Below are 22852 nucleotides of genomic sequence, written 5' to 3'. Positions count from 1 at the left end.
TGCAGCGATGCGCAAGCTTGTGCATATCTGTTTCGGTGTGATTAAACATCAGCAGTCTTACCAAGCAAAAGTTGAGCTAATTAGTGCTTGATTTGGCTTTTTTAAGATGGTATCTCTTATCTACTGTCCTATTTCATTATGCCACTACACTATTAGGTTGGTATTTTCTAGATAGCCTCTTAACCCAAAAATAATTATGAAATTAATATTCCGAAAAGATACTGATGATAGTATTATGTCGTTGAAATATTCTAGCAACAATAAAGTAATAAGAGTTACTTTATGAAACATACATATATTAGGAAGTGTTATGAGCGATAATACAAGCAAGAGTTATGATGATAATGACGCCGAAGAGCTATTAGAAGATGTTGAAAAAAATCTAAGAAAAAAAGTGACAGTTGCTATTGTTGGTAAGGTTAGCACAGGAAAAAGTTCGCTCTTAAATGCTCTTTTCAGTAAACCTAAAGATGATCAGCTTGCAGTTGTAGGGGCTGTATCTGGTGTTACTACTAAGGTTAAGCGCTTTCAGTTAGGTAAAAATGTTGAAATAATGGATTCTCCTGGTTTAGGAGATATCATTGAAGATAATAGTAATGAAACTAAATTAGCAATGGGGGACATTGATGTAGGTGTCTTAGTTGTAGTGGACGCTGCTGATGCATCTCAAAAAGCTCATTACGATGAATTAAAGACATATTGCAAAAAGGTTTTTGTAGTCCTAAATAAAGTTGATATGTTCGACAAAAAAAAATCTTCACTTGAAAAAGTTACTGCTCAGTGGGCTGAGTTGCTAAAACTAGATGATGATGAAAAAATATACCAAACTTGTGCTGATGGATACGACCCTGACTTTGATGATGATATAGAACTAGATATTCGTGGTGTAGATGTTTTAAAACAAGACATATTAAAATTCTTGAAAAAACATGGTAAGGATTTAATATTAGAAAGAGAGCTTGAAAAGAAGTCAGTGCTTGCAAAAAGGGTTATTTACTCTTCATTAGCAGGTGTTGCTGGTGCAGCATTTATACCTGGAAGTGCCGTTTATATCACAGGCATACAAGGTGCAGCAATTATGTCTATACATTATATTTATACAGGTGAAGTACTAAGTAAACAGTCTGCAATTGCCGCACTCCCGCTATTCGCTAGTCAGAGTATAGGTTCAAACTTGTTTTTAGTAGCTAAATCTTTTCTACCACCTACAGGTATAGTGGACGTAGCAGCGGCAGGTGTCGCGGCAGGTGTCACAATAGCTATGCTAAGTACTGTAAACTGGATCTATGAGAATGATTACAACCTAGATAATAAGACAGAATTGAAGGAGCGTTATAGCTTTTTCTATAACGCACTTAAAGATATAGGATTAAAAGAAGTTTGGACAATAATTAGCACGCGCGATAGAGAAAAAATAATGGAGCTTATATCTAGATTTGTCAAGTAATATAAAGCTATGCAGCTAGGGAGTATTGCTTGTAACCCTAGCTTTGTGGCTGATTACAATCACTTAGTTAGCTCTACTAGCCCAGCTGGTCAAAATGCCAAGGATTGGGGGGTTTGAAATAATTAATCTTCTTTAAAAAAGACGCTGCTCAATTGGAGAAGCGTCCTATTCGTGAGTATTCAGTCTATTAGAGACCATATTACGGAAAATAAATAACTATCAAGCCTAATTAACAGGCACATAGCTTCATCATAATACTCATTATAAATCAACAATTAATCTTTAAGATACTCACGTATATGGCATTTAGGATCTAGGTATATGGAAGGCTTAAGTACAAAATTTATATTAATTGTGTTTGCACTGGTTATTTTTTCACCCCTCCTCCTGAAGTTATTTATATCTTTATAACGGCTAGACCTCTGTTTAATCATCAACTAGCCCTAGCCCTCTGCAAGAGTTCTCAAAGAGCGTCAGTTTCGTAAACTTACTAAAACCAAAGGCGCTTTCCCGAATGAAACCAGCTTGCTCAAATTGTTGTATGTTGGTATGTTAAATGCCTCTGCCAAGTGGACGATGCCGATTCGTAATTGGGGACAGACGATGATGCAGCTGTCTATCTATTTCCCTGGTCGATTAGATTCGGTGATGCGTCTTTAATTTAGTTGACACAGGGTTTTGAACGCCCTCTATATTCCTTATCTCGAAAAGTTAGGTTTTAAGCCTTCCTAAACCCAGGATTAAAAGAACCACCGTTTTTTCTTCTTTTTAGGAATATTAGCAGTTTGGGCATCAGGCTCTTGTTCGTGTTGCGACTCATCATTGAGTTTAGACTGTTTAAACTCTAGTAGTTTTACTTGTGCAAAATCTTGGATACTGGCGTTAGCTTTCTCTAGCGTCTTATTTAGCTGATTGACCTGTTGTTGGTAATTATCTATTAACTGCTTTTGATCACTAACCTGTTGCCGTAAGTGTTCATTCTTGAGCTTTTCAAGTGATAATAGGTGTTCAATGTCCGTATTGTACTGAACACTTTGACTGTTCAAAGATGTGCTTTGGGCACTATCCGTTGAACATTCAGTACGTTTTTTAGAAGTTGGCTCACCAAAAACGCGCAACATTTCTGAAGCATCTATTTTTTTATCCGCTGTTCTAGAAAGCTCACCATCGTTGATTTTCTGGTAGATCGTGGTTCTTGATACACCCCATTCTTTTGCCGCTTTTGTCACCGATATTTTCATTGTTCGCCTAGTGTTCAAGTACGTTTTTAGAAGCAGTACAGTACAACTGTTCAGAACGTTCAGTGAACAACTATCGCACTAACCTAACTATGAGGAAAGACCTTAATAAATGCAAGGAAGACTGAATCATTCATTAAGTGGGTGGGGGCTGCCAATTCGGCTGGTGTTGAATTGCCAGATTACTCAGAGCGATAATTAGTAATTTAGTCAGCTGAGATTTTATATTTAGGATAATATTGTAATATGTATCCATAATGAAATTAGAAATTTTATAATATAAAGAGTGTTTTAACATGCGAAATTTTTTGCTGTGGACAATTGTAATAATTATATCTATTGGAATATATGATTCTATAAATCAGGAACAAAGTACTACAGATAGTTATAATGAAAGAAAGGAAGATGCAGCATCTCATCGTAACTACAATGAACCTAGAGTGCAAGTGAGCGCAAGCGGGTTGTATAACCGTTATAATTCAAATTCTATACGTGCCAAAGCATTGTATGATGGCAAGTTAATCGAAATAACAGACTCACCTTTAAAAGTAGATATTGCCCCGGATGGTGATGGCATCATATATCTTGCTGACTTTTTTTTTCAAGACTTGGGTGTATATGCCAAGGGTGGGGAAGATTTTAAGTCTGAGGCAGCTAAGCTTGAAAGTATATACGATGAAATAACCTTACTGTGCTATTCAGATGAATTCTCAACTGATAATAACATTCTTACAGACTGTATTTTTGATCTCAAGACAATGTCTGAAAGAAAAACTAGACAAGAACAAGAACAAGAACTAGCTAGACAAGAACAAGAAAGACAAGAAGAAGCTAAAATAGCTAGAATAGCTAGACAAGAACAAAACCTAGCTAGACAAGCAGAAGAACAAGAACAAGAACTAGCTAGACAAGAACAAGAAAGACAAGCAGAAGCTAAAATAGATAGAATAGCTAGACAAGAACAAGAACTAGCTAGACAAGAAGGAATAAAAGCTTATGCAGCTATAACTAAAAGTGAGTCAAAGAGCCAGAATGATGTTGAAACAGAGCCATATAATACAACTTATGTAGATGGTAATAGTTCAGCCGACTCAGATTATTTTGATTAATTTTTTTTGACAGTGTGGCACATTACATATAACTGTCGTTTTAAAGTCAGTTATATGTATAGAGAAGAATTAAGTAAAGAGAAGCTGTAAGGGCTTGGTATGTATCTGCTATTATATTATCGCCACATAAATATAGAACTAAAAAAATTAATCAACAGAGTCAAGCCATGACCTTTCTTAATACCTCATTGATACGTAAATCAACCTTGTGCTTAACAGTAGCAATGCTTTCTCTATCAGCCATCGCGGTAGATTTTGATGAAACTCAACGTTTAGCCAACCAAGGTGTCGCTGAAGCCCAATATAATCTTGGCTTGATGTATAAAAATGGCGAAGGCGTACCTCAGAATTATACCAAAGCACTTGACTGGTACACAAAAGCCGCCAATCAAGGGAATGCTGCAGCCCAACATAATCTTGGCTGGATGTATAAAAATGGCGAAGGCGTACCTCAGAATTATACCAAAGCACTTGACTGGTACACAAAAGCCGCCAATCAAGGGAATGCTGCAGCCCAATCCAACCTTGGCGTGATGTATAAAAATGGCGAAGGCGTACCTCAGAATTATACCAAAGCACTTGACTGGTACACAAAAGCTGCCAATCAAGGGAATGCTGCAGCCCAATCCAACCTTGGCGGGATGTATAAAAATGGCAAAGGCGTACCTCAGGATTATACCAAAGCACTTGACTGGTACACAAAAGCCGCCAATCAAGGGTATGCTGCAGCCCAATCCAACCTTGGCTGGATGTATGACAACGGCGAAGGCGTACCTCAGAATTATACCAAAGCACTTGACTGGTACACAAAAGCCGCCAATCAAGGGTATGCTGCAGCCCAATATAACCTTGGCGTGATGTATGACAACGGCGAAGGCGTACCTCAGGATTACATCAAGGCGGCTGAACTGTTTCAAAAAGCCGCCAATCAAGGGTATGCTGCAGCCCAATATAACCTTGGCGTGATGTATAAAAATGGCGAAGGCGTACCTCAGAATTATACCAAAGCACTTGACTGGTACACAAAAGCCGCCAATCAAGGGTATGCTGCAGCCCAATCCAACCTTGGCTTGATGTATGACAACGGCGAAGGCGTACCTCAGAATTATACCAAAGCACTTGACTGGTACACAAAAGCTGCCAACCAAGGTGTCGCTTCAGCCCAATATAATCTTGGCTTGATGTACTACAACGGCGAAGGCGTACCTCAGGATTATACCAAAGCACTTGACTGGTACACAAAAGCCGCCAATCAAGGGCATGCTTCAGCCCAATCCAACCTTGGCGTGATGTACTACAACGGCGAAGGCGTACCTCAGGATTATACCAAAGCACTTGACTGGTACACAAAAGCCGCCAATCAAGGGCATGCTGAAGCCCAATATAACCTTGGCGTGATGTACTACAACAGCGAAGGCGTACCTCAGGATTACATCAAGGCGGCTGAACTGTTTCAAAAAGCCGCCAATCAAGGGTATGCTGCAGCCCAATATAACCTTGGCGTGATGTACTACAACGGCGAAGGCGTACCTCAGGATTACGTCAAGGCGGCTGAACTGTTTCAAAAAGCCGCCAACTAAAGTGTCGCTTCAGCCCAACATAACCTTGGCGTGATGTATAAAAATGGCGAAGGCGTGCGTCAATACACCGTTACTGCTAAAGTGATCAATATCGTAACTTACATCAACAGGAATAGGCTTTCGGGATACTCTACTTCTACTTCAAAATCTCGGTCTGAAATTCGTATAATAATTCTCTGTAGTGGTTGGTTTAGCTGGTTCTAGCTCCTGTTTGACCTTCTTGTCTGATACCAACGGCTCAAGCGTAGCTGAACTCTTATATCTATCCTGATGATAAGCCTCTTTTATTTTTATTCCAGTGGCTAGCAGCTGCTCATCTAATTGCTTGCGCTCGTTTCTGCTACCCCTATGGTCGTATACAGAATGCTCACGTTCTTTTGCTTCTGGTTCGAACTTATAACCATCAAACCCTTTTTCAAACATCCCGCCTTTGAGCCTAACACCCATTGGCTTGCCATTCTTATCGGTTAACTTGCTGCTGGTCACGGATAACGTCTTCTCGCTATTACCGCGATTGATTTTCAAGCCCCATCGCTCTAGTCGACGTAGTACCATTTGACGATTCATAGCGATACCGTTTTGCCAATCCAGTAACAGACGACGTTTAATTGCTTCCTCCAACAACTTACGGCTTGGAGGATTAGCGATAGTCTCCTCATCTTTATCAGCATCTTTTTTCGTATACGTCTTTACATCAAAAGGCGTAGGGCGCGGCGCATTACTGCTGTATGGGTTCACTAAACGTTTGCGCTCAGGATCATTAGGATCACTTAACGGCTCACTCTTAATAGTTTTAACCTCTGTATTGATAATATTTTTCCAAGCGTTCACCCTTTTTTGGTCTGCCGGCTCATAGTACGGCTGAAAAGACTTACCTGATCGTAGTTCCTGACAGGGAATCACAAAGTTCAGCTCCAGTCGTCCGACTGGATGAGTGTCATCAATGTCTTTATCTGCATGCTCAACCCATAGAATATCGTACTGATCACTCTCTAAACCGCAGAATATAACCGATTCAAACTCCTGCATAATGCGCTTTTTATCGACTTCGCTAATCTCATCCGCACGTTCACTAAAAGATAAGTACCCTGATTTGTACTTAGTCTTATAGGGAGTGGTGTTAATTAAGTGCTCAGTGAGCACAGGATCGCCGTACAGCACTTTTGCATGCGTTCTAGGCACCAAACTCCCTTTCTCTTTAAGAAGATAGTCTAAAACGCCACTCGCTTTGCCTTTGCCATGCTTAGAGAACTTAACAATCATCACTATCCCTCGCAGCCACCTTTGAATACTCGATACTGGTCTCTATCAGCACATGCAACTGCTCCCTGATGGCTTTAATCTCACTCAATACCTCAGCATCGACCTGCTTTTCGGTATTCACATGCTTAGTCAACTGATTAAGATTACTACCGATTCTACCCAACTGACGTACTAACTCAGGGTCAACTGGCTTAACAGGAGTAACCCCTAATGCCAATCCTCGTAACCAACTGGCCACCGTATTTTCACGATTCCTTTTCTTTATCTCAGCAAGTTCGTAGTCATTAACGCGAATCGCAATCTCTCTATTTCGCTTGGCTCTCTTGTCAAGGAAGGTAGTTTTTGGCTCAGTCATAACGATTACCTAGGTAAGGGTTTTTGGGGGTTTTAAGGGGTCTCCCCTTAACCAGCTCACATGAGGGATAGGATAATTATTACGTAGTAAGAAATAGCCCCCTCTTGTGACTGCTGGCTTAAAATAATATCATAAATGTCTATACCTAGCATAGTCGACACTGTGTATACCTATTTATACATGACTGTCTATACCTATATAACAACAATGTCTATACCTATGGTATTATGACTGTCTGTACCCATACAAAGAAGGTCGCTAGTATGAATAAAAGATCTGAAAACATGAAAAAAGTGAACACCCTTCGCTCAGAGGTAACCACTGCTATGATCTATCTATTAGATGAATTAGAGGATGGTACAGGGGGTGATTATGATGGCTTTAATAGCTGGGGTATCAAAGAAGCCTATAAGCTAAAAGGACAACTAAATTCATATCGAGCACAAAAAATAACTCAGTTCCTAGGTAAAACTATTAGCAAACAAAGACTGTTGAAATATGCCAAACCCAAAGGGTATATCTATACTCTCTCTAATCAAGACATTGCTCAATGGTTAAAAGACAATCAAGAACCTTTACTAAAATACTCCAAGTTCAACATAGGAGTTATGACAGGTGGCCAAAGATCTAACTAACCTTACTAGCTAGTTTGCTGATCTTCTCAGTCTGCAATCTCAGCTTATAAAAATTTCAAATTTTTCTTTTTTTTGAGTCTTTCCTCTCTCTCCCTCTTAATCAGTGTGCCCACTAGAGTATGCCCACAGCGTATGTCCACATAAGCAGCAAGGGCAACAGCGCCTGAGCTACTCCTAAAGGGCTCCGCGCTGTTGCCCTTGCTATGTGGACAACCCTGATGGACAACTCTGTGGACAACTGCTTGGAGGGAGAGAGGTTGAAGTTTTGGGCAACACTCACCCTAAAGCGCCCACAAGTAAAAACTTGCGAACCCTTTAGAGTATTGCCCTGACAACTGCCTGTCGGTCGATCGGCATCGTCTCGGGAAGTCATCACTGTATCAAGCTGACTCTGTTATGATTACGGCTGATAGCACCGCCTAGACACGCTCATAACCGCTATATAGCCGTTTCTACGCTAGCAAGGGTTAACACCCAATATACCGCTACGAATACGCTAATATAACCTCTCATTGCGTTGCTCAATATGTCTAGTAACCCCTGTCGAGAGCTTGCTTGTCACCCACGCAATGCAGTCGTCACTGAGGCCTGCCACCCATTGCTAGGGAACAGTTACAGAGTATTGAAAGGCGAAAATAACGAGCAAATAGGCGGATTTATTGAGTAAAATTGGTAACTTACGGTAGTAATATGAGTAATTTGATTGCAAAGTAGCCTAGTTTTGGCTTAAAATAGACCCTAATGGGCTTAATTGCTGGTCAAATAACGCACTGCACATGCTTATTTGGTCGTTACAGATGTCGCCAAACATCTGTAACCGTTAATGAACATTAAACGATAAACCCCCCTATTACGTCAAGTAGTAGGGGGTTTATTTTTTTGCATCTGCAATTTAGACGTTAATACGTATCAACAAAGCGGTCCTTTATCGTCATTTGAGAGAGTAATACTGTATAAATACAGGGTGTTAGTATTACTCTGATGTCCACTACATATCAGCATAAAATTTCTGGATAAAGTCGCGTGTTTTGTTCATGAGTCGCTCGTGAAGTGGTTTGCGCTCAAATAGCTTAACTTTATAGTTAGGCAGCGCTTTCACTTCGTTACGATCAGGTAGTCGCTTGCTAGTCTCATACTTTCTGAGGATATTTTGCATGACGTCGGCTTTTAGGTTGTTATCTTTGCATAGCTCTTGGTACGCAGCTTCCTTTTCTACGTCCCAAAAGTGTGCAAAGGCTTCCTCTACAGTCTGACCATCTGGCATTTTAGGCATCTGCTCCTTGATGAACTTTTGGATAAGCTCTTGCTTGTCGCGGAAGGTCGGCTCATTCATGATTAAGTCGTCCACCTGGGCTTGGTACTGGGCTGCCTTTTCCTCGTTGCCGTCGTCTTGCTGCTTATTGGCTTGCTTGAGTAGCTCTAGTATGTAGCCGACATTGATACGATCGCTATGTAGCATTTCAATCTGAAAGTTGATGTCATCGAGTATTGAGGTTTTATCCTGGCTATTCTTGTTCTGGGTGCGAATGTTGCGGTATAGGTCTATATATTTACTGGCAAAATTGGCGAAGTCTTCTTTATTCAGATCTGTATCAGCCTGGTCGTAGTCTACGAAGGTACCTAACTGCTCGTTATAGCGCATCACTTCACGAAAGGCTTTGATAAATGCTAACTGCTCATCTTCAGTCTCTAGTGTATCAACGGCCTTATAATCAGCGCAGATGTCTAAAAGGGTCTTAGCGGCTTGATCGTAGTGCTTTCGTAGCTCATGCATTTCAGGAATGACGGCGATATCTTTCGCTTGCTTGTTGGCAAACAGGGCTAGAGCGTCGTCGGTGTTTTGCTTTAGGTTACGAAAGCAGACGATATTACCAAAGGGCTTTTTATCGTTATAGATACGGTTGGTGCGTGAGAAGGCTTGTACTAGACCGTGGTACTTTAGGTTTTTATCCACGTATAGCGTATTTAAGGTTTTGGCGTCGAACCCTGTCAGAAACATGTTCACGACGATCAGAATATCGATCTTGCGCTGCTTTACTTTGGTGGCAATATCACGATAGTAGGGATAGTAATTCTTACCTGAATCAAAGTTTGTAGCGAATGTATGATTGTATTGGCCAATGTAGCGATCGAGCTTGTCACGGCTGCTCTCATCAATTTGGGCAGGGGTTTCAAAGCTGGACTCTGCAATGAGCCCATTGTCTTCGAAACTGGCATCGGTCGCTTCGTTGGCCGCATAAGAAAATATCGTAGCAATGGTGAGTGGCTTGAATGTAGGGTCATCGGCTTGCTTTTGCGCTTGAATACGCTCAAAAGCGTCGTAGTACTGCGTGAGTATATCAACGGAGCTGACGCAAAATATGGCGTTAAACTCGCGGCGTTTGGTCTTGGTGTCATGCTTTTCGATGATATAGCGAGCGATATCATCAATGCGTTTAGGGTCGTTATAGACCTCTTGAGTGTCAATGGCGGTGACTTTTTCATCGGCAGCACTGTCGTTTTTGGTGAATTTACCCACATAGTCAATCTGAAAGGGCAGCACGTTTCTGTCACGAATGGCATCCACGATGGTGTAGCGGTGCAAGCACTCATCAAATAGGTAGGCGGTAGTGAGCTTAAGCCCAGCTTTGTTGTGAGCGTTGTCAATCAATATGGGTGTGCCAGTAAAGCCGAACATCTGCGATTGTTGAAAAAAGCGTTTGATGTTTCGGTGCGTTTCACCAAATTGGCTGCGGTGACATTCATCAAAGATAAAGACGACTTTTTTGTCTTGTAAATAGCGGATTTTTTCTTGATGGCGCTCTGATTTGATAGCGCGGTTGAGCTTTTGAATGGTGGTGACGATTAGCTTGTCGTGGGTCTCGCCGAGCTGCTTGACTAAGTTTTTGGTATTGGTGGTACTGTCTACGCTGCCGTCTTTAAAGGCATTGAACTCATTGGCGGTTTGGGTGTCCAAATCATTTCTATCGACAACGAACACCACTTTTTCGACATCAGGTAGCCCCATGATGATTTGACTGGCTTTAAATGAGGTCAGCGTTTTGCCTGATCCTGTGGTGTGCCAAATATAGCCGTTTTTGTCTGAGGTGGTGGCGCGATCAATTAAGCGCTTGGTGGCATGGACTTGATAGGGTCTGAGCACCATCATGGTCTTGGAGGACTCATAGAGCACGACAAACTGAGCGATCATCTCGGTTAAATGCATGGGGGTTAAAAACACCTCAGCAAAATCAACGATTTCATTGATTGGCTTGTTGTCGCTGTCCGCCCAGGGAAAAGTAAAATTAAAGTGCTGTGTGCCTTTGGCATAGTAGCGCGTGTTTGCGCCGTTACTGATGACAAATAGCTGAATGAACTCAAATAAGCCATGTCCTGCCTTGTAAGCGGCTTTTGAGTAACGCATGGTCTGATGGAATGCCTCGGCAATCTCGATGCCGCCACGGCGCTTGAGCTCGATTTGTACTAGAGGTAAGCCGTTAACTAAGATAGTGACATCAAAGCGGCTGGTGCGTCCATTTTGGCTGCTGTGGTCAACCATAATTTGATTGCTCAGCTGCCAGATGTTGTCATCAGCGTTTGGCCAAAAAAACTGAATATGGCGTGAGCTGCCATCATCGAATTTGACGTTGAACTTATCGCGCAGTTTTTTGGCACGCTCAAAGGCGCTGCCACTGCCAAGATGACTGATAACTTGCTTCCACTCATCATCAGATAATGGCTGATCCAGCTGATTGGCGCGGACGATTTGCGTCTTTAGGTTGGCAAGGAGTGCCGCCTCGGTGGTAATGGTAACGCGCTCATAACCTAAGTCCTGCATTTGCACCATTAGGCTGTCTTCGAGTTGGTACTCACTTTGCTCAGTCATGTTATACCTTATACAAACATCTGCTGTAATAAGCCTTTCTTCCACGTTTTGGCATGGTCAATTTGCTCGGCGACGTTATCAATTTTTTGGTCAATAGCGGTTAGGAAGTTGGCGATTTTGGTTTGTTCCGGTAAAGAAGGTATAGGAACTTCTATTTGAGAGTATTCCGATATCCATCGTCTTTTATGTTCATCGCCCTTCTGTATGTTAATAGTACTAAAGACTGAATAAATGTAAAATATATCGTAGTTTTTAGATTTTGTTTGCAGTATCTTCATTGCTGATGATTTTACTTTAAAAGGGAAGTCCACAAACTTATAAGCAGTAGTAAAGTCATCGAAGATGATCACATTCTTATTGTCTGCCTCAAAAATATCATTATCTTCATTCGTATATCCTAAAATAAATGATTTTCCAGCCGTTAATACGGCTGTTTTAAAGCTATCATCATAATCAGTAGTTTTAACTATATATCGTGTAGGTTGTTCATAATCTAGAACCTCATGGAGACTCATATATTCCCAATCCTCAAAATCACTACCATCGTCGGCTTGAAAGCGCAGTTTTTGGCTAAAAATTTGCTGCATCATGCCTTTTTTATAATCGGTAAGTAGCTCATGCTTTTGGGTTAGCTCGTCGATTTTGGTATCGACAGCGGATAGGAATGTGGCGATTTTGGTTTGTTCTGCTTTTGTTGGCAATTTTATTTTAAACTTGATGAGTTTATTAACAGCTAATCCAGGTTGTGCTGAAGACTCTGAAAATCTATTCAACTTCATGTTATCAAGCCAATAAGCCAGCCAATCGGTTGAGTTTTTTTGGTCAGCTTGAACAGCGATAGCATGTTCTGAAATATAGTTTTTACCCGAGGCGAGTTGAACATTGCCACATAATGCACCTTGCCTACCTATAAGAATAAACTTACCGTCATGTGTAAAATTGGTAGTAAAACCTCTTAAACCATTGCCACCGTAGACGGGGTAATCTCCAGTGTCAGTTATATACTTAGATGTTATTGATTTACCACTTTTAAAATGTTGACATATTTTGCCTAATTTCTTTTCTTCCCATTTTTCATTAAACTCATTAAACCGCAATTTTGGCGTCGCCATCACATTATATCCTTATCTTGTATCACCAGTAGATTCATCACCAGACGGATGAGCACTTCTTTTTGAGTGGGGTCTGATTCAGCGATCAGCAGTGTGAGCGCTGCAAGCCCCGTATCATTGATGATGGCAGTACCCTCATCATTGAATAAGCGGTTGTTACGATATAAAAAATCAACGAACAAAAATGCTGCACTGCGCTTGTTACCATCAGCAAAAGGATGGTTTTTGACGACAAAATATAACAGATGCGCCGCCTTGGATTCGATACTGGGGTAAACTTCCTCACCAAACGCCGTTTGTTGAATATTACCCAATATGGCAGCCAATCCATCACCGCGAGGCTTAGCAAATAGGTCTGTGGCCTCTTTTTTATCCATCAGGTTTGATTTGAGCTGATTTAGTGCCTGCATGGCACTTGGTGCGTCTAAAACCTCGCCGCCTGGTTGCCCCACAGGCTCATGCAACAAACCCTCATCGTAGCGCTGTAACCATAAAAAAGTTTGGGTGTAGCGGCTGATAATCTCGACCAACCCCAGCGCGCTGTCTTTGCTATGCTGCTCAGATTGAGCCGTTTTTTTGATTAAGGCGATGGCTTGCTCAAGCTCAGCGGTGTTTTGCTGCAAACGCTGTTGATTAATGCTAAAGCCTTGGATGAGATGCTCTTTTAAGATGCGCGTCGCCCATTTGCGAAACATCACGCCTTGCTTGGATTTGATGCGATAACCCACGCTGATAATGACGTCCAAATCATATAAGGTCACGGGTTTGTCAGAAAAAGCAATTTGCACTTTTTGCAAATTGCTTTTTGGATCCACCTCTTCATCACCAATCGCGTTATTGATATGGCGTGAAATCACTGAAACATCACGGCCAAACAGATCACTCATTTGGGCTTGGCTTAGCCATACCGTGTCTTGCTCAACATTCACTTCAAGGCTGACTTGGTTGTCTACTTGATATAGCTGGATTTGACTGTCTACGGTGCTCATGACCCTACCTTAAAGGGCGAATCAATGCCCAGCTCTTCACAAAAGCCATTAATGACAGCGTCCGTTTCTTGGCTCTTTTTTTCTAAATCTTGCAGCGCTTTGGCAACGGCTGCGAGATCCACTTCAGGCTCAGCCTCAAACGTGTCTACGTAGCGCGGAATGTTGAGATTATAGTCATTATCATGAATGTCCTTTAAAGACGCGACATGGGCGAATTTATCGACGTTTTCACGGGCTTGATAGGTCTTGATGATGGTATCGATATGCTCAGGCAGTAGCATGTTTTGATTTTTTTGTTTATCAAAGCAGTCACTGGCATCGATAAAGAAGACGTCTTTATCATGCTTACGGTTCTTTTTAAATACCAAAACAGAGGTCGGAATACTGGTGCCATAGAAGATATTGGCAGGCAGTCCAATTACGGCGTCTAAGGCATTGAGGTTTTTGATGATGTATTTACGAATATCGCCCTCGCTGGAACCGCGAAACAGGACGCCATGCGGCAATACCACTGCCATTGTGCCATTATCATCTAAGTGATGTAGCATATGCTGGACAAAGGCCATGTCGGCTTTGGTCTTGGGCGCAAGTTTGCCATAGTCTGAGAAGCGCTCATCTTGAAGCAGCAAGGGATCAGCAGACCACTTCGCAGAAAAAGGCGGATTGGCCACAATGGCATCAAAGCGCATTCCGACGTGCTGCGGACGCTTGAGTGTGTCTTCTTGCTTGATATCAAACTTGGTAAAGTTCACGTCATGCAAAATCATGTTCATGCGTGCTAGGTTATAGGTGGTGCGGTTCATCTCTTGACCGTAGATTCTATCTACGTCAGCTGCCTCACGCTTGACGCGCAGCAGCAAAGAACCCGAGCCACACGTTGGGTCATAGACTGAGCTTATGGTGTCCTTGCCGCTGGTGACGATTTTGGCAAGTAACGTGGATACCATCTGCGGCGTGTAAAACTCTCCCGCTTTTTTGCCTGCGCCACTGGCAAACTCACCGATCAGATACTCATAAGCATCACCTAGCACATCGCTTTCGGTGTTACTAAGATCAAAATCAATGGCATCTAGGTGGCTTAGCACTTTGACGATCAGCTCATTGCGGTCATCAGGGCTGTTGCCAAGCTTGGTTGAGGTAAGATCTATGTCTTCAAATAGGTTGGCAAAATCTTCTTCTGAGTCTGTGCCTAATGTGCCTTGTTCGATGGCTTTTAGCGTATCAGCCAAATCATCAAGGATGAATGCTTGGTCTTGTTTGCCGCGTTTGGCCAGTTGGTGAAACAACTGATTGGGCGACAGCGCATAGCCGATCTCATCAATAGCGTTTTCTTTGACTTCCTCGATATATTCAAGATGCTCAGGATTACTGGTGTCAAAATTTGCAAAGTTATCGAAGCCTTCGTCTTCTTCAGCCAAGATATTATTGGCAAAGCGGATGAATTTATCAGATAAGTATTTATAAAAAATAAACCCTAATATGTAGTCCCGAAACTCATCTGCACCCATCTTACCGCGTAGGTCGTTGGCAATATTCCAAAGCTGCTTTTTTAGCTGTTGAAGCTGTTGTGATTGACTCATGATTATCCTAAATTAACATCGTTAGGTGTATAGGTGTATAGGTGTATAGGTGTATATATACCTACAATAAATTATTAAAAATCAACGCTATGGATGGGCATCAACGCTCATTCAGCCGTGACTCAATCATCTCAGTGAGTAGCTTAGTGACGGTTGTGCGATTATCAAGGACGTATTGTTTAAGCTCAAAGTAGGTATCTTCATCAAGATTGAAATTGACTCGTGTGCTCTTTTTAGGCTTATCAGTGACGTCAGACAACTCAAGCGCGTCTTTTTTATCTTTACTTGGGCGGCCAGCTTTCATAACTCTACTTCCTTATCAAAAAACGTTTTAACCTCGTTGACCAGTTGCGTGATCTCAGTCACGGCACTGCTCTTAGCAGATTCTGTCTCAAATACCGTTTTGCCAACTGAAGCGCTATTTGGATAGCTGACCCGCTGCACGATTCTGGCATCAAGAACGGGCAGATTATAATCTTGTAGCACTGCGGCAACTTCTTTGCCGATGTTAGTGTTTTGGATCGCGCGAGAGACCACAAAGGCGGCTTTGAGCTTACCATCGGTCATTTCGATGCGCTGCTGCACCAAATCAACCAAATCACTGGTCGCCCATACATCATAGGGGCTTGGCTGTACGGGTATCAACACAAAGTCAGCGGCTTTTATGGCAGATAGTGCCAAATTGGTCGCTTGCGGTGAGCCATCAATTACGACGAACTCTTTATCAGAAACGTTTTTTAAATCCTTATCAAGCGTTGGCCTATCAAGGCCGATAACAGGAACAGGATTGTCTTCATCAACGGCTCTCCAATCGCGAGCACTGCCTTGCTGATCACTATCAACGAGTAGCACACTATGACCCTGAAGTTGTAGCCCACGTGCCAAATGCGTGGCTATCGTGGTCTTGCCGCTGCCGCCTTTTTGGTTTAGTACTGCGATTACTTTCATGGTAAAGACCTTATGATGATTATATATTCATACACTCAAATGAGTAAGTACTCATATAAGTATATTATCGCAAAGGGCTAGTAAGCACAACTGAAAGTATTGAGCTTATTAGTATTGGACAGGTCTTGCTATTAAACCGATATGACACGTAGTAAAATGCACTGCTTAATAGCACTATGCGTGTCTAGCGAATAATTTGTATGCTAGTAGCACTATATTTGAAATAGGAGACGATCATGATTAAGTGTCATTTATCAACAATAATGGGTGAAAAGCGCCTTAAAATTGCAGATGTTGCAAGAGAAACTTCTATCAACAGAGGCACAATCACGCGTATGTATCATGAAGAAGCCACTCGAGTAGATTTAGAAGTGATTGAAAAGCTATGCCGCTATTTTGAAATTGAGGTAGGCGACCTATATGAGCTTGTTGACAATCCAGAAATATAACTTCTAAAAATACAAAATAATCTACAGTAGGTTATTTTATCTTGCAATGAGTCAAAATGCGTGTATAATTTTACCTGTAGCAGGACATTTAGTTAATTAAAAAATCTAATTAACCTACAGGAGGTTATTATGTATACGTCAGCGCAGCAACCAACAACGTCATCTTGGTTTGATCACAATGTGAAGGTTTTAACCAAGCAACTTATTGAAAACTTACAAATACAGCAAGGTTCACAGCTGGCCAAAATATTGGGCGTGAATCCGATTTTCTATAATGATGAGGCGCTTCATGTATGGGTACAGCGCCAGATAGATGAGGGGTTAATCGTTGATGATGAGGCGATTGGTGTGCTTGAGGCGGCGTTTATTGATTTAATGAGAGGTTATGAGCAAGTAGAGCTATGAATTGATAAGCCCAGCTATCAATTGTAATAGCTGGGTCTGCCAAACAGAAATCTGAATATATTAGTCGTTTACTTATTCTTCTGTTAGTGGATTATAAGCAGTTACACAGTTTTTAGGAAACTCCCCAGAATTATTTACACCCTCCCAGTAACAGCCGATGTAGCCTTACGTTTGCACGATGCTTTAGGTATTAGTGCTGATTTACTCATGCGCGTTCAATCAAAGTACTCTCTTTGGATCGAATCGCAAAAACAACGTCCACAAATTCAGCCATTTTTTGCGAGTTGTTAGTGGTTTGACCCACTAACAACTAACACGTTGGCTATTCATTGAGTAAATCCTAAACTCAACTAATTCTTTTATTTATCAGGCAACCATTTTTCGACATTCGACGGCACATTCACGGCAAGCATCAGCACATTGCTGGCAGTGTTGATGCTCATGTTGGCTACATTCATCTGCACAGTATTCACAAGCCTTGGCACAAAGCTCACAAATTTCTTTCATAAAAGGAGATTCTGTTTGCTGCATACGAGCACAGAGCTGACAAATATCTGCACAATCTAGACAACGCTGAATACATTCTCGCATCATCTCCAGATTTTCTTCTTTTAGACAGGCATTTGCACAACTGGCACAGGTAAGGTAACAGCTCATACATGCCTTTGCGCAATCTGAAAATTGGATATCGTTCATCATACTTACCTAAAGTCAATTGATTTAGGAAAATGCTAATCAAAAAAAAAGATATACACTAGGACGATTATGTGAGGGAAAGTAAAATAGTCATAGATTTTGTTAAATGGTTTTAGGAGAGTGTAAATGCAGTGTCGATGAAGGACTGCATGAGCTGCTTTTGAAAGTCTTTGATCTCATCGAAGCTTTTCATGCTGCTGGCCATTTGCTCAGCCAGTTTCTTGATGTCAGATTGGTTAGTCATTGCTTATTCTCCTTTACATTGGATTATAAGCAGTTACACAGAGTTTGGGAAAGGCTCAAAAATTCAAGTCTAAATAGGAGAAACCGAACTAGTGAAAGCACCTGATCAATTCACTATGGGTATACCCTAACGGAACCCGCCGAATAGACCTCTAGATTGATTAATAGACCACTTAAAATAGACTGCTATAATGGAACCACTTATAACAGACTATTTTAGGTGTTTATGTTTATCAGAGCGTATCTACGAGCATCAACTAAAGAGCAAGACGCCAAACGTGCAAAAAATGAGCTTATCGCCTTTGCAAGCGATCACGGTCACAAAATTGCCGCATTTTATATTGAAAATGAGTCAGGAGCGACGCTAGAGCGCCCAAAGCTCATGCAGCTTATCGATGATGCTCATGATGGTGATGTGATCTTGGTTGAACAAATAGACCGCTTAGCTAGACTCAATCAAACCGATTGGGATACCTTAAAACAAAAGCTGTCAGCCAAACGCCTCTCTGTGGTCTCAAAAGAGTTGCCAACCTCCTATATGGCTCTGCAGCAAGCGAATAGCTCTGAGTTTATGGATAGCGTACTACGTGCCATTAATGACATGCTACTTGATATGCTTGCCGCTATTGCTCGTAAAGACTACGAAGACCGCCGCTACCGCCAAATGCAGGGGATCGCTCGCGCCAAAGCTGAGGGCAAATATAAAGGACGCAGGAAAGATACTGAGAAGCGTAAAATCATCGCAAGTCTTCTGACAGCTGGCCATAGCTATTCTGAGATACAAAATATGGCCAAGTGTTCACGTCAACTGATTGCTGATGTTGCCAAGGAAAGGCCGGAACTTATCATTGCTCATTAAGTGGTTTCACTACAGCAGTATATTGATGGATTAATGAGCCTTTTTAGTTTTTTCCGCTAGGATATACTCATGATAGGCTTATTGGACCTTTAGTTACAACGCATGTTGCCAAATGAGTCAGTACGGCAGGTTGTACCATCACTACCTCGAGTATTGCCAAATGAGTCAGTACGCCAAGTGTTCCCGTGATTATCTCGGGTGTTACCAAATGAGTCAGTACGGTAGGTTGTACCATCACTACCTCGAGTATTGCCAAATGAGTCAGTACGCCAAGTGTTCCCGTGATTATCTCGGGTGTTACCAAATGAGTCAGTACGGTATGTCGTGCCGTTATCGCAACGGGTGTTACCAAACGAGTCTGAACGACAGTTTAAATCTGCGAAAGCAGACGGCGAGCTAGAAATAATAGCAGCAGCGACTAAAATAATTTTTGTTTTCACGGTGATTCCTTTAGGGTTAGACTCATAAAATATGTCTATAGATATCTATGATGCTTCTGGTTTCCAAAAGCGTCCCACTAGAGAGTATTTGACCACATTAGACAGACGCTTTTATTTGGCTTTACTCAAAATTCGTTCTCGGAGTTCTTATCAAAAGTTGTGCTACAGGCAACTGAAGTTGCGTAGTTTTTAACGGCTTCAAGCGCTGCTTTTTTCTCAGATGTTGCTGCATTAGCTAAAACAGACGAACATGCTAAGATAACTGTTGTTAATAAAATCGACTTTGGATAAGTCATAGTTCTCCTTATTGAATATAGCTATCTACTTATTGTGGCGCTATACCCTTCTATCGATACTTAGTTTCTGTTACTAATCTATATCCATCGGCCTTCATACAGTAGGTAACAAGCTTTCGAGCTTGTTCTTGTGACAAGTTGCTTGCTCCAACCTCTATTTTACAATGACCTATTTTGTCGTTAGTTACACTTTTGGTCATACCTTCTTTATACCAAGTAGATACTTGATAGGGTCTAGGAGCGGAGGTACAAGCAGTCATAAACAAAGTTACGGTAATCAAAGTAATAATTCTATTCAAATTAAACATAATATTTTTAAACCCGATATAGTTGAAGCGTAAATAGCTATGTTACGCAATATTATCGTACTAGTTACATAAGGTAAACCTTTTCCTAGTTTTCCTAGAGTGTTTCCAATAGTTTTTAAATATCGGCTATTACTATTAACTGAAATATAAAATTTGTTTAGACGCTACGTTAGTGCGATAGTTGTTCACTGAACGTTCTGTACAGTTGCACTGTACAGGTCTTAAAAACGTACTAGAACACTAGGTGAACAATGAACATATCTGTGACAAAAGCAGCAAGAGAATGGGGTGTATCAAGAACGACGATCTATCAGAAAATCAATGATGGCGAGCTTTCCAGAACCGCTGATAAGAAAATTGACACCTCAGAGATGATCCGAGTGTTTGGTGAGCCTGTCACTAAAAAACGTACTGAACAATCAGTGAACACTAGCAATAGTACGCCCTTGAACAGTCAAAACGTACCAGACTGTACAGCGCTTGAACACCAGTTAGCACTTGAAAAGATGAAGAATGAACACTTAGAGCAGCAAGTCCGTGATCAAAAACAGCTGATAGCGAATTACCAAGAGCAAATAAGTCAGCTCAACAAAACACTAGAAAAAGCCAATGCCAGTATTCATGACTTAACGCAGATCCGACTGCTAGAATTTAAAGGCACTGACCCTGAACATAGCGATCACCAGCAACAAGTATCATTAGAGCCTGAGCCGCTATCTGAAAAAGAAGCCGCAGCTGCGCCCACACCTACCAAAAGAAAAAGATGGCTTGGGTTTTGGTTTTGATTGCTGAACAGTGCAGCTCATACTGCTGGCCATAGCTTTTAATTTAGTTGACACAGAGTTTTGAACGCCCTCGTTTTGAGCTATCTATCGCTACTGAGAAAAATCATAATCATTGTCGCCGCCAATAAACTCAATCTAGCTCTAATTTTCTAACACTAGGTTGAGTTGTATTTTTCATTGTGCGGAATGAGAACTTTGTAATGTTTTACGCAGAATCTAGTTGTCATCACTCTCATGAGTCCTAAAAAAGTCTGACATACGAATACCTAGCACATTGCATATCATCTCCAGCTTCTCAATAGTTGGGCTGCATTCATCTCTTTCTATTTGGCCATAATACTTTTCATTTATCTCAGCGGAGTACGCTAGTTCAAACTGTGTAAAGTTATTGCGATTTCTGTAGGTTTTCAACGTTTTTCCAATTTTCATATAAATACCGTATATATGCGGTTTGCAATTAACTATTAAAATATAGAATAGGTAATGTTGTCAATTGAAAAGAAAAATATTCGGTTGATGCATAAAATGCTTGCCTAAGTTAAATATTGAAAAATGAGGATTAAAATTATGGATATTACCCCTTTAAACGAGCAAACGCCTACTAAGTATGAATTTGCTGCTAAATCATTCAGAGCTTTACCAAACCCATTTGGCGAATATAGCGAAAGTTCAAAAAACCCTGTAGTTTACGAGTGTTATGTGGAAATTCAGGATCTTCCAAGCGATTTTCCTATGGAGACTAACCCTAGAGAGCAAAGCTTAACTACTCAAGTAGCGAAAAGTATAAAGGAAAGCTTAGAAACGGATTTGGGTAACTTTCAGATAAAGAATAGAGGTATCGTTATCTCTGCTGAGAGCGTAACTTTTAACACTAGAAACTCAACTATAGCTATTAACATGACAGACGTTGAGGTACATGGGAACATTGATGGTGGTCACACATATCGTATTATCTTAGGTAATAGAAGTGATATTGTTGATCCTCGTTATGTCCGACTTGAGATTATTATTGGAGCTGAAGACTTTTTTCAGGATTTGGCAAAGGCTAGAAACACTTCTGTCCAAGTAAAAGACAATTCTATTGCAGAGCTTGAAAAAAAATTCGAATTAATAAAAGAGCCTTTAAAAGATGTCCAAGGCATGGACTTAAATGAGTCTATAGCTTTTAAAGAGAACGAAGCCAACAAACGTATATCAGTTGAAAATATTATTTCGATTTTATATAACTTTAACATTGATGACTTTCCTGATGCTGAACGTCAGCCTGTATCTACTTATAGTCAAAAAAGCTACTGTCTTAAGCAGTACGTCAAATTTCATAATGAAATGGGGGATTCTGAAGACTCAAAAAAATCTAACCCATTTTATAAAATGAACAAAATTATTCCTGAGATCCTCACTTTATACGATCATATAGAACTTACGCTTGATAAAAAGTATAGAGAGTCAGACGGGAAAGGGCGCTATGGAGCACTGAAGGGCGTTCAATCAAAGAAAGAGGGGAGCCATGCAACCTTCAAGACAGAAGTGTTAGACAAAGATCTTGAGTTCAAAAGCCCGCGCTCTTTTGTCTTGCCAATATTATCTTCTTTCAGAGCCTTGGTTGCCGAGGATGAAAACGGGTTGTATAAGTTTGAGGCTAACCCATTTGAATATTACGAACATCTTGGCGCACAAATGATAAAGAATACTGTAGAACGTTCAAGAACGTTGGGCAATAACCCTAACGCATTAGGTAAAGACACAGGACATTGGAGAGATTTATATAATTTGGTAGATTTAGAATATAAAAAACACCTCATTAATAGGCTTATGGAAGAGTCTAAGACTAGCAACCTCTAGTAAAGCGTTAAATTAACTTTGATGACCTTACTCGAACGTCTCCTGAGCCAGGAGGCGTTTTTTTGCGACTAACGTACTCTAGCCTTTCTAACCTAATTCAAAGTCTTGAAGACACAACGCCACATGATGAGAATAACGGAGATAATGTTATGATAGCTAATACGATGTAATTTGAAAAAAGAGGTAAAAAGTGGCAAAAGCCAAAAATAAGTTAGTAATGCCATTCCTAAAATGGGTTGGTGGCAAAAGACAGTTAATGAGCGAAATTGAACCGTTGATCCTGTAGTGGTCAAATATTTTTAGACAGTACTTAAGAGGTTTTTGTTGAAATAAAGTCTCTCTTTCTCGCTTGGTGTTAAATACTCATTAAAGCTGTGTGGTCTTACACTTTGATAATAGCCCCAAATA

23 protein-coding genes and 1 pseudogene are annotated in these 22852 nt (G+C 41.0%); 10 read left to right on the top strand and 14 right to left on the bottom strand.

Going from position 1 to position 22852, the window contains the following annotated elements:
* Positions 1 to 310 precede the first annotated feature (310 nt).
* Complete coding sequence (locus tag C6W44_RS13305; RefSeq protein ID WP_105246771.1) at positions 311 to 1447, top strand: GTPase; 1137 nt, start codon at positions 311 to 313, stop codon at positions 1445 to 1447.
* 471 nt (positions 1448 to 1918) lie between these two features.
* Positions 1919 to 2107, top strand: a pseudogene (locus C6W44_RS13300) (IS256 family transposase); the annotation flags it as partial.
* A gap of 80 nt (positions 2108 to 2187) precedes the next feature.
* Here the strand turns inward: C6W44_RS13300 and C6W44_RS13295 are convergent.
* Positions 2188 to 2688, bottom strand: a complete 501-nt coding sequence (locus C6W44_RS13295; protein WP_105246769.1) for a plasmid replication DNA-binding protein — start codon at positions 2686 to 2688, stop codon at positions 2188 to 2190.
* Between the two features lie 293 nt (positions 2689 to 2981).
* Between C6W44_RS13295 and C6W44_RS13290 the strand changes: the two genes are divergently transcribed.
* Positions 2982 to 3794, top strand: coding sequence for an OB-fold protein (locus C6W44_RS13290; protein WP_105246767.1), 813 nt, complete (start codon positions 2982 to 2984; stop codon positions 3792 to 3794).
* Positions 3795 to 3961: 167 nt separating this feature from the next.
* Positions 3962 to 5374 (top strand): SEL1-like repeat protein, encoded by a 1413-nt coding sequence (locus C6W44_RS13285; protein ID WP_227526493.1) that lies wholly within the window; start codon positions 3962 to 3964, stop codon positions 5372 to 5374.
* Between the two features lie 141 nt (positions 5375 to 5515).
* Here the strand turns inward: C6W44_RS13285 and C6W44_RS13280 are convergent, their stop codons facing one another.
* Positions 5516 to 6637, bottom strand: coding sequence for a relaxase/mobilization nuclease domain-containing protein (locus C6W44_RS13280; RefSeq protein WP_199774538.1), 1122 nt, complete (start codon positions 6635 to 6637; stop codon positions 5516 to 5518).
* Complete coding sequence (locus tag C6W44_RS13275) at positions 6627 to 6992, bottom strand: MobC family plasmid mobilization relaxosome protein (protein ID WP_105246765.1); 366 nt, start codon at positions 6990 to 6992, stop codon at positions 6627 to 6629. Before C6W44_RS13275 ends, C6W44_RS13280 begins: the two co-directional genes overlap by 11 nt.
* Before the next feature lie 263 nt (positions 6993 to 7255).
* Here C6W44_RS13275 and C6W44_RS13270 point away from each other — a divergent pair, with 263 nt between their 5' ends.
* Positions 7256 to 7627, top strand: coding sequence for a hypothetical protein (locus C6W44_RS13270; RefSeq protein ID WP_105246763.1), 372 nt, complete (start codon positions 7256 to 7258; stop codon positions 7625 to 7627).
* Between the two features lie 988 nt (positions 7628 to 8615).
* Here the strand turns inward: C6W44_RS13270 and C6W44_RS13265 are convergent.
* The 6 genes from C6W44_RS13265 to parA all read right to left on the bottom strand — a co-directional run bounded on the left by C6W44_RS13265 (position 8616) and on the right by parA (position 16121).
* Entirely contained in the window at positions 8616 to 11492 is a 2877-nt protein-coding gene (locus C6W44_RS13265; protein WP_105246761.1) for a type I restriction endonuclease subunit R, read from the bottom strand.
* 8 nt (positions 11493 to 11500) lie between these two features.
* Complete coding sequence (locus C6W44_RS13260; protein ID WP_105246759.1) at positions 11501 to 12604, bottom strand: restriction endonuclease subunit S; 1104 nt, start codon at positions 12602 to 12604, stop codon at positions 11501 to 11503.
* A complete protein-coding gene (rhuM, locus tag C6W44_RS13255; protein ID WP_105246757.1) occupies positions 12604 to 13593 on the bottom strand; it encodes a Fic family protein in 990 nt (329 codons plus the stop codon). The genes C6W44_RS13260 and rhuM overlap by 1 nt, the downstream gene beginning before the upstream one ends.
* Entirely contained in the window at positions 13590 to 15173 is a 1584-nt protein-coding gene (locus C6W44_RS13250; RefSeq protein WP_105246755.1) for a type I restriction-modification system subunit M, read from the bottom strand. The genes rhuM and C6W44_RS13250 overlap by 4 nt, the downstream gene beginning before the upstream one ends.
* Before the next feature lie 100 nt (positions 15174 to 15273).
* Entirely contained in the window at positions 15274 to 15477 is a 204-nt protein-coding gene (locus tag C6W44_RS13245) for a hypothetical protein (protein ID WP_025643755.1), read from the bottom strand.
* Complete coding sequence (parA, locus tag C6W44_RS13240) at positions 15474 to 16121, bottom strand: ParA family partition ATPase (RefSeq protein ID WP_105246754.1); 648 nt, start codon at positions 16119 to 16121, stop codon at positions 15474 to 15476. The genes C6W44_RS13245 and parA overlap by 4 nt, the downstream gene beginning before the upstream one ends.
* 236 nt (positions 16122 to 16357) lie before the next feature.
* Here parA and C6W44_RS13235 point away from each other — a divergent pair, with 236 nt between their 5' ends.
* Entirely contained in the window at positions 16358 to 16570 is a 213-nt protein-coding gene (locus C6W44_RS13235) for a helix-turn-helix domain-containing protein (protein WP_025643759.1), read from the top strand.
* 129 nt (positions 16571 to 16699) lie between these two features.
* Entirely contained in the window at positions 16700 to 16975 is a 276-nt protein-coding gene (locus tag C6W44_RS13230) for a hypothetical protein (protein WP_105246752.1), read from the top strand.
* A 366-nt stretch (positions 16976 to 17341) separates the two neighbouring features.
* Here the strand turns inward: C6W44_RS13230 and C6W44_RS13225 are convergent, their stop codons facing one another.
* The gene (locus C6W44_RS13225; protein WP_105246751.1) at positions 17342 to 17671 is read right to left on the bottom strand and encodes a four-helix bundle copper-binding protein; all 330 of its coding nucleotides are present in this window, start codon (positions 17669 to 17671) and stop codon (positions 17342 to 17344) included.
* Between the two features lie 112 nt (positions 17672 to 17783).
* On the bottom strand, positions 17784 to 17915 hold the full coding sequence (locus tag C6W44_RS13690) for a hypothetical protein (RefSeq protein ID WP_264755638.1): 132 nt from the start codon (positions 17913 to 17915) through the stop codon (positions 17784 to 17786).
* 225 nt (positions 17916 to 18140) lie between these two features.
* Between C6W44_RS13690 and C6W44_RS13215 the strand changes: the two genes are divergently transcribed.
* A complete protein-coding gene (locus C6W44_RS13215) occupies positions 18141 to 18773 on the top strand; it encodes a recombinase family protein (protein ID WP_105246749.1) in 633 nt (210 codons plus the stop codon).
* 89 nt (positions 18774 to 18862) lie between these two features.
* Here the strand turns inward: C6W44_RS13215 and C6W44_RS13210 are convergent, their stop codons facing one another.
* Complete coding sequence (locus tag C6W44_RS13210) at positions 18863 to 19213, bottom strand: hypothetical protein (RefSeq protein ID WP_199774537.1); 351 nt, start codon at positions 19211 to 19213, stop codon at positions 18863 to 18865.
* Between the two features lie 125 nt (positions 19214 to 19338).
* Positions 19339 to 19509: a hypothetical protein gene (locus C6W44_RS13450; RefSeq protein ID WP_158676736.1), complete on the bottom strand. Its 171-nt coding sequence runs from the start codon at positions 19507 to 19509 to the stop codon at positions 19339 to 19341.
* A 559-nt stretch (positions 19510 to 20068) separates the two neighbouring features.
* Between C6W44_RS13450 and C6W44_RS13205 the strand changes: the two genes are divergently transcribed.
* The gene (locus tag C6W44_RS13205; protein WP_199774536.1) at positions 20069 to 20602 is read left to right on the top strand and encodes a plasmid replication DNA-binding protein; all 534 of its coding nucleotides are present in this window, start codon (positions 20069 to 20071) and stop codon (positions 20600 to 20602) included.
* 216 nt (positions 20603 to 20818) lie between these two features.
* On the opposite strand, the gene C6W44_RS13750 is transcribed toward C6W44_RS13205, so the two are convergent.
* On the bottom strand, positions 20819 to 21031 hold the full coding sequence (locus tag C6W44_RS13750) for a helix-turn-helix domain-containing protein (RefSeq protein ID WP_105246747.1): 213 nt from the start codon (positions 21029 to 21031) through the stop codon (positions 20819 to 20821).
* 138 nt (positions 21032 to 21169) lie between these two features.
* Here C6W44_RS13750 and C6W44_RS13195 point away from each other — a divergent pair, with 138 nt between their 5' ends.
* Complete coding sequence (locus tag C6W44_RS13195; RefSeq protein WP_158676735.1) at positions 21170 to 22444, top strand: AIPR family protein; 1275 nt, start codon at positions 21170 to 21172, stop codon at positions 22442 to 22444.
* Positions 22445 to 22852: the final 408 nt, after the last annotated feature.

The organism is Psychrobacter sp. Marseille-P5312 (assembly GCF_900291405.1).
GTDB classification, from domain to species: domain Bacteria; phylum Pseudomonadota; class Gammaproteobacteria; order Pseudomonadales; family Moraxellaceae; genus Psychrobacter; species Psychrobacter celer.
The sequence above is the reverse complement of the archived record's forward strand: the minus strand, read 5'-3'. Positions and strand labels throughout refer to the sequence as shown.

What these genes read in the sequence shown, in the direction of transcription:
- C6W44_RS13270 (WP_105246763.1), top strand. Translation starts at nt 7,256, where the DNA reads ATGAATAAAAGATCTGAAAACATGAAAAAAGTGAACACCCTTCGCTCA.
- C6W44_RS13285 (WP_227526493.1), top strand. Translation starts at nt 3,962, where the DNA reads ATGACCTTTCTTAATACCTCATTGATACGTAAATCAACCTTGTGCTTA.
- C6W44_RS13750 (WP_105246747.1), bottom strand. Translation starts at nt 21,031, where the DNA reads ATGAAAATTGGAAAAACGTTGAAAACCTACAGAAATCGCAATAACTTT.
- C6W44_RS13280 (WP_199774538.1), bottom strand. Translation starts at nt 6,637, where the DNA reads ATGATTGTTAAGTTCTCTAAGCATGGCAAAGGCAAAGCGAGTGGCGTT.
- parA (WP_105246754.1), bottom strand. Translation starts at nt 16,121, where the DNA reads ATGAAAGTAATCGCAGTACTAAACCAAAAAGGCGGCAGCGGCAAGACC.
- C6W44_RS13275 (WP_105246765.1), bottom strand. Translation starts at nt 6,992, where the DNA reads ATGACTGAGCCAAAAACTACCTTCCTTGACAAGAGAGCCAAGCGAAAT.
- C6W44_RS13690 (WP_264755638.1), bottom strand. Translation starts at nt 17,915, where the DNA reads ATGACTAACCAATCTGACATCAAGAAACTGGCTGAGCAAATGGCCAGC.
- C6W44_RS13235 (WP_025643759.1), top strand. Translation starts at nt 16,358, where the DNA reads ATGATTAAGTGTCATTTATCAACAATAATGGGTGAAAAGCGCCTTAAA.
- C6W44_RS13250 (WP_105246755.1), bottom strand. Translation starts at nt 15,173, where the DNA reads ATGAGTCAATCACAACAGCTTCAACAGCTAAAAAAGCAGCTTTGGAAT.
- C6W44_RS13225 (WP_105246751.1), bottom strand. Translation starts at nt 17,671, where the DNA reads ATGAACGATATCCAATTTTCAGATTGCGCAAAGGCATGTATGAGCTGT.
- C6W44_RS13290 (WP_105246767.1), top strand. Translation starts at nt 2,982, where the DNA reads ATGCGAAATTTTTTGCTGTGGACAATTGTAATAATTATATCTATTGGA.
- C6W44_RS13230 (WP_105246752.1), top strand. Translation starts at nt 16,700, where the DNA reads ATGTATACGTCAGCGCAGCAACCAACAACGTCATCTTGGTTTGATCAC.
- C6W44_RS13205 (WP_199774536.1), top strand. Translation starts at nt 20,069, where the DNA reads ATGAACATATCTGTGACAAAAGCAGCAAGAGAATGGGGTGTATCAAGA.
- C6W44_RS13450 (WP_158676736.1), bottom strand. Translation starts at nt 19,509, where the DNA reads ATGACTTATCCAAAGTCGATTTTATTAACAACAGTTATCTTAGCATGT.
- C6W44_RS13195 (WP_158676735.1), top strand. Translation starts at nt 21,170, where the DNA reads ATGGATATTACCCCTTTAAACGAGCAAACGCCTACTAAGTATGAATTT.
- C6W44_RS13295 (WP_105246769.1), bottom strand. Translation starts at nt 2,688, where the DNA reads ATGAAAATATCGGTGACAAAAGCGGCAAAAGAATGGGGTGTATCAAGA.
- C6W44_RS13215 (WP_105246749.1), top strand. Translation starts at nt 18,141, where the DNA reads ATGTTTATCAGAGCGTATCTACGAGCATCAACTAAAGAGCAAGACGCC.
- C6W44_RS13305 (WP_105246771.1), top strand. Translation starts at nt 311, where the DNA reads ATGAGCGATAATACAAGCAAGAGTTATGATGATAATGACGCCGAAGAG.
- rhuM (WP_105246757.1), bottom strand. Translation starts at nt 13,593, where the DNA reads ATGAGCACCGTAGACAGTCAAATCCAGCTATATCAAGTAGACAACCAA.
- C6W44_RS13265 (WP_105246761.1), bottom strand. Translation starts at nt 11,492, where the DNA reads ATGACTGAGCAAAGTGAGTACCAACTCGAAGACAGCCTAATGGTGCAA.
- C6W44_RS13260 (WP_105246759.1), bottom strand. Translation starts at nt 12,604, where the DNA reads ATGGCGACGCCAAAATTGCGGTTTAATGAGTTTAATGAAAAATGGGAA.
- C6W44_RS13245 (WP_025643755.1), bottom strand. Translation starts at nt 15,477, where the DNA reads ATGAAAGCTGGCCGCCCAAGTAAAGATAAAAAAGACGCGCTTGAGTTG.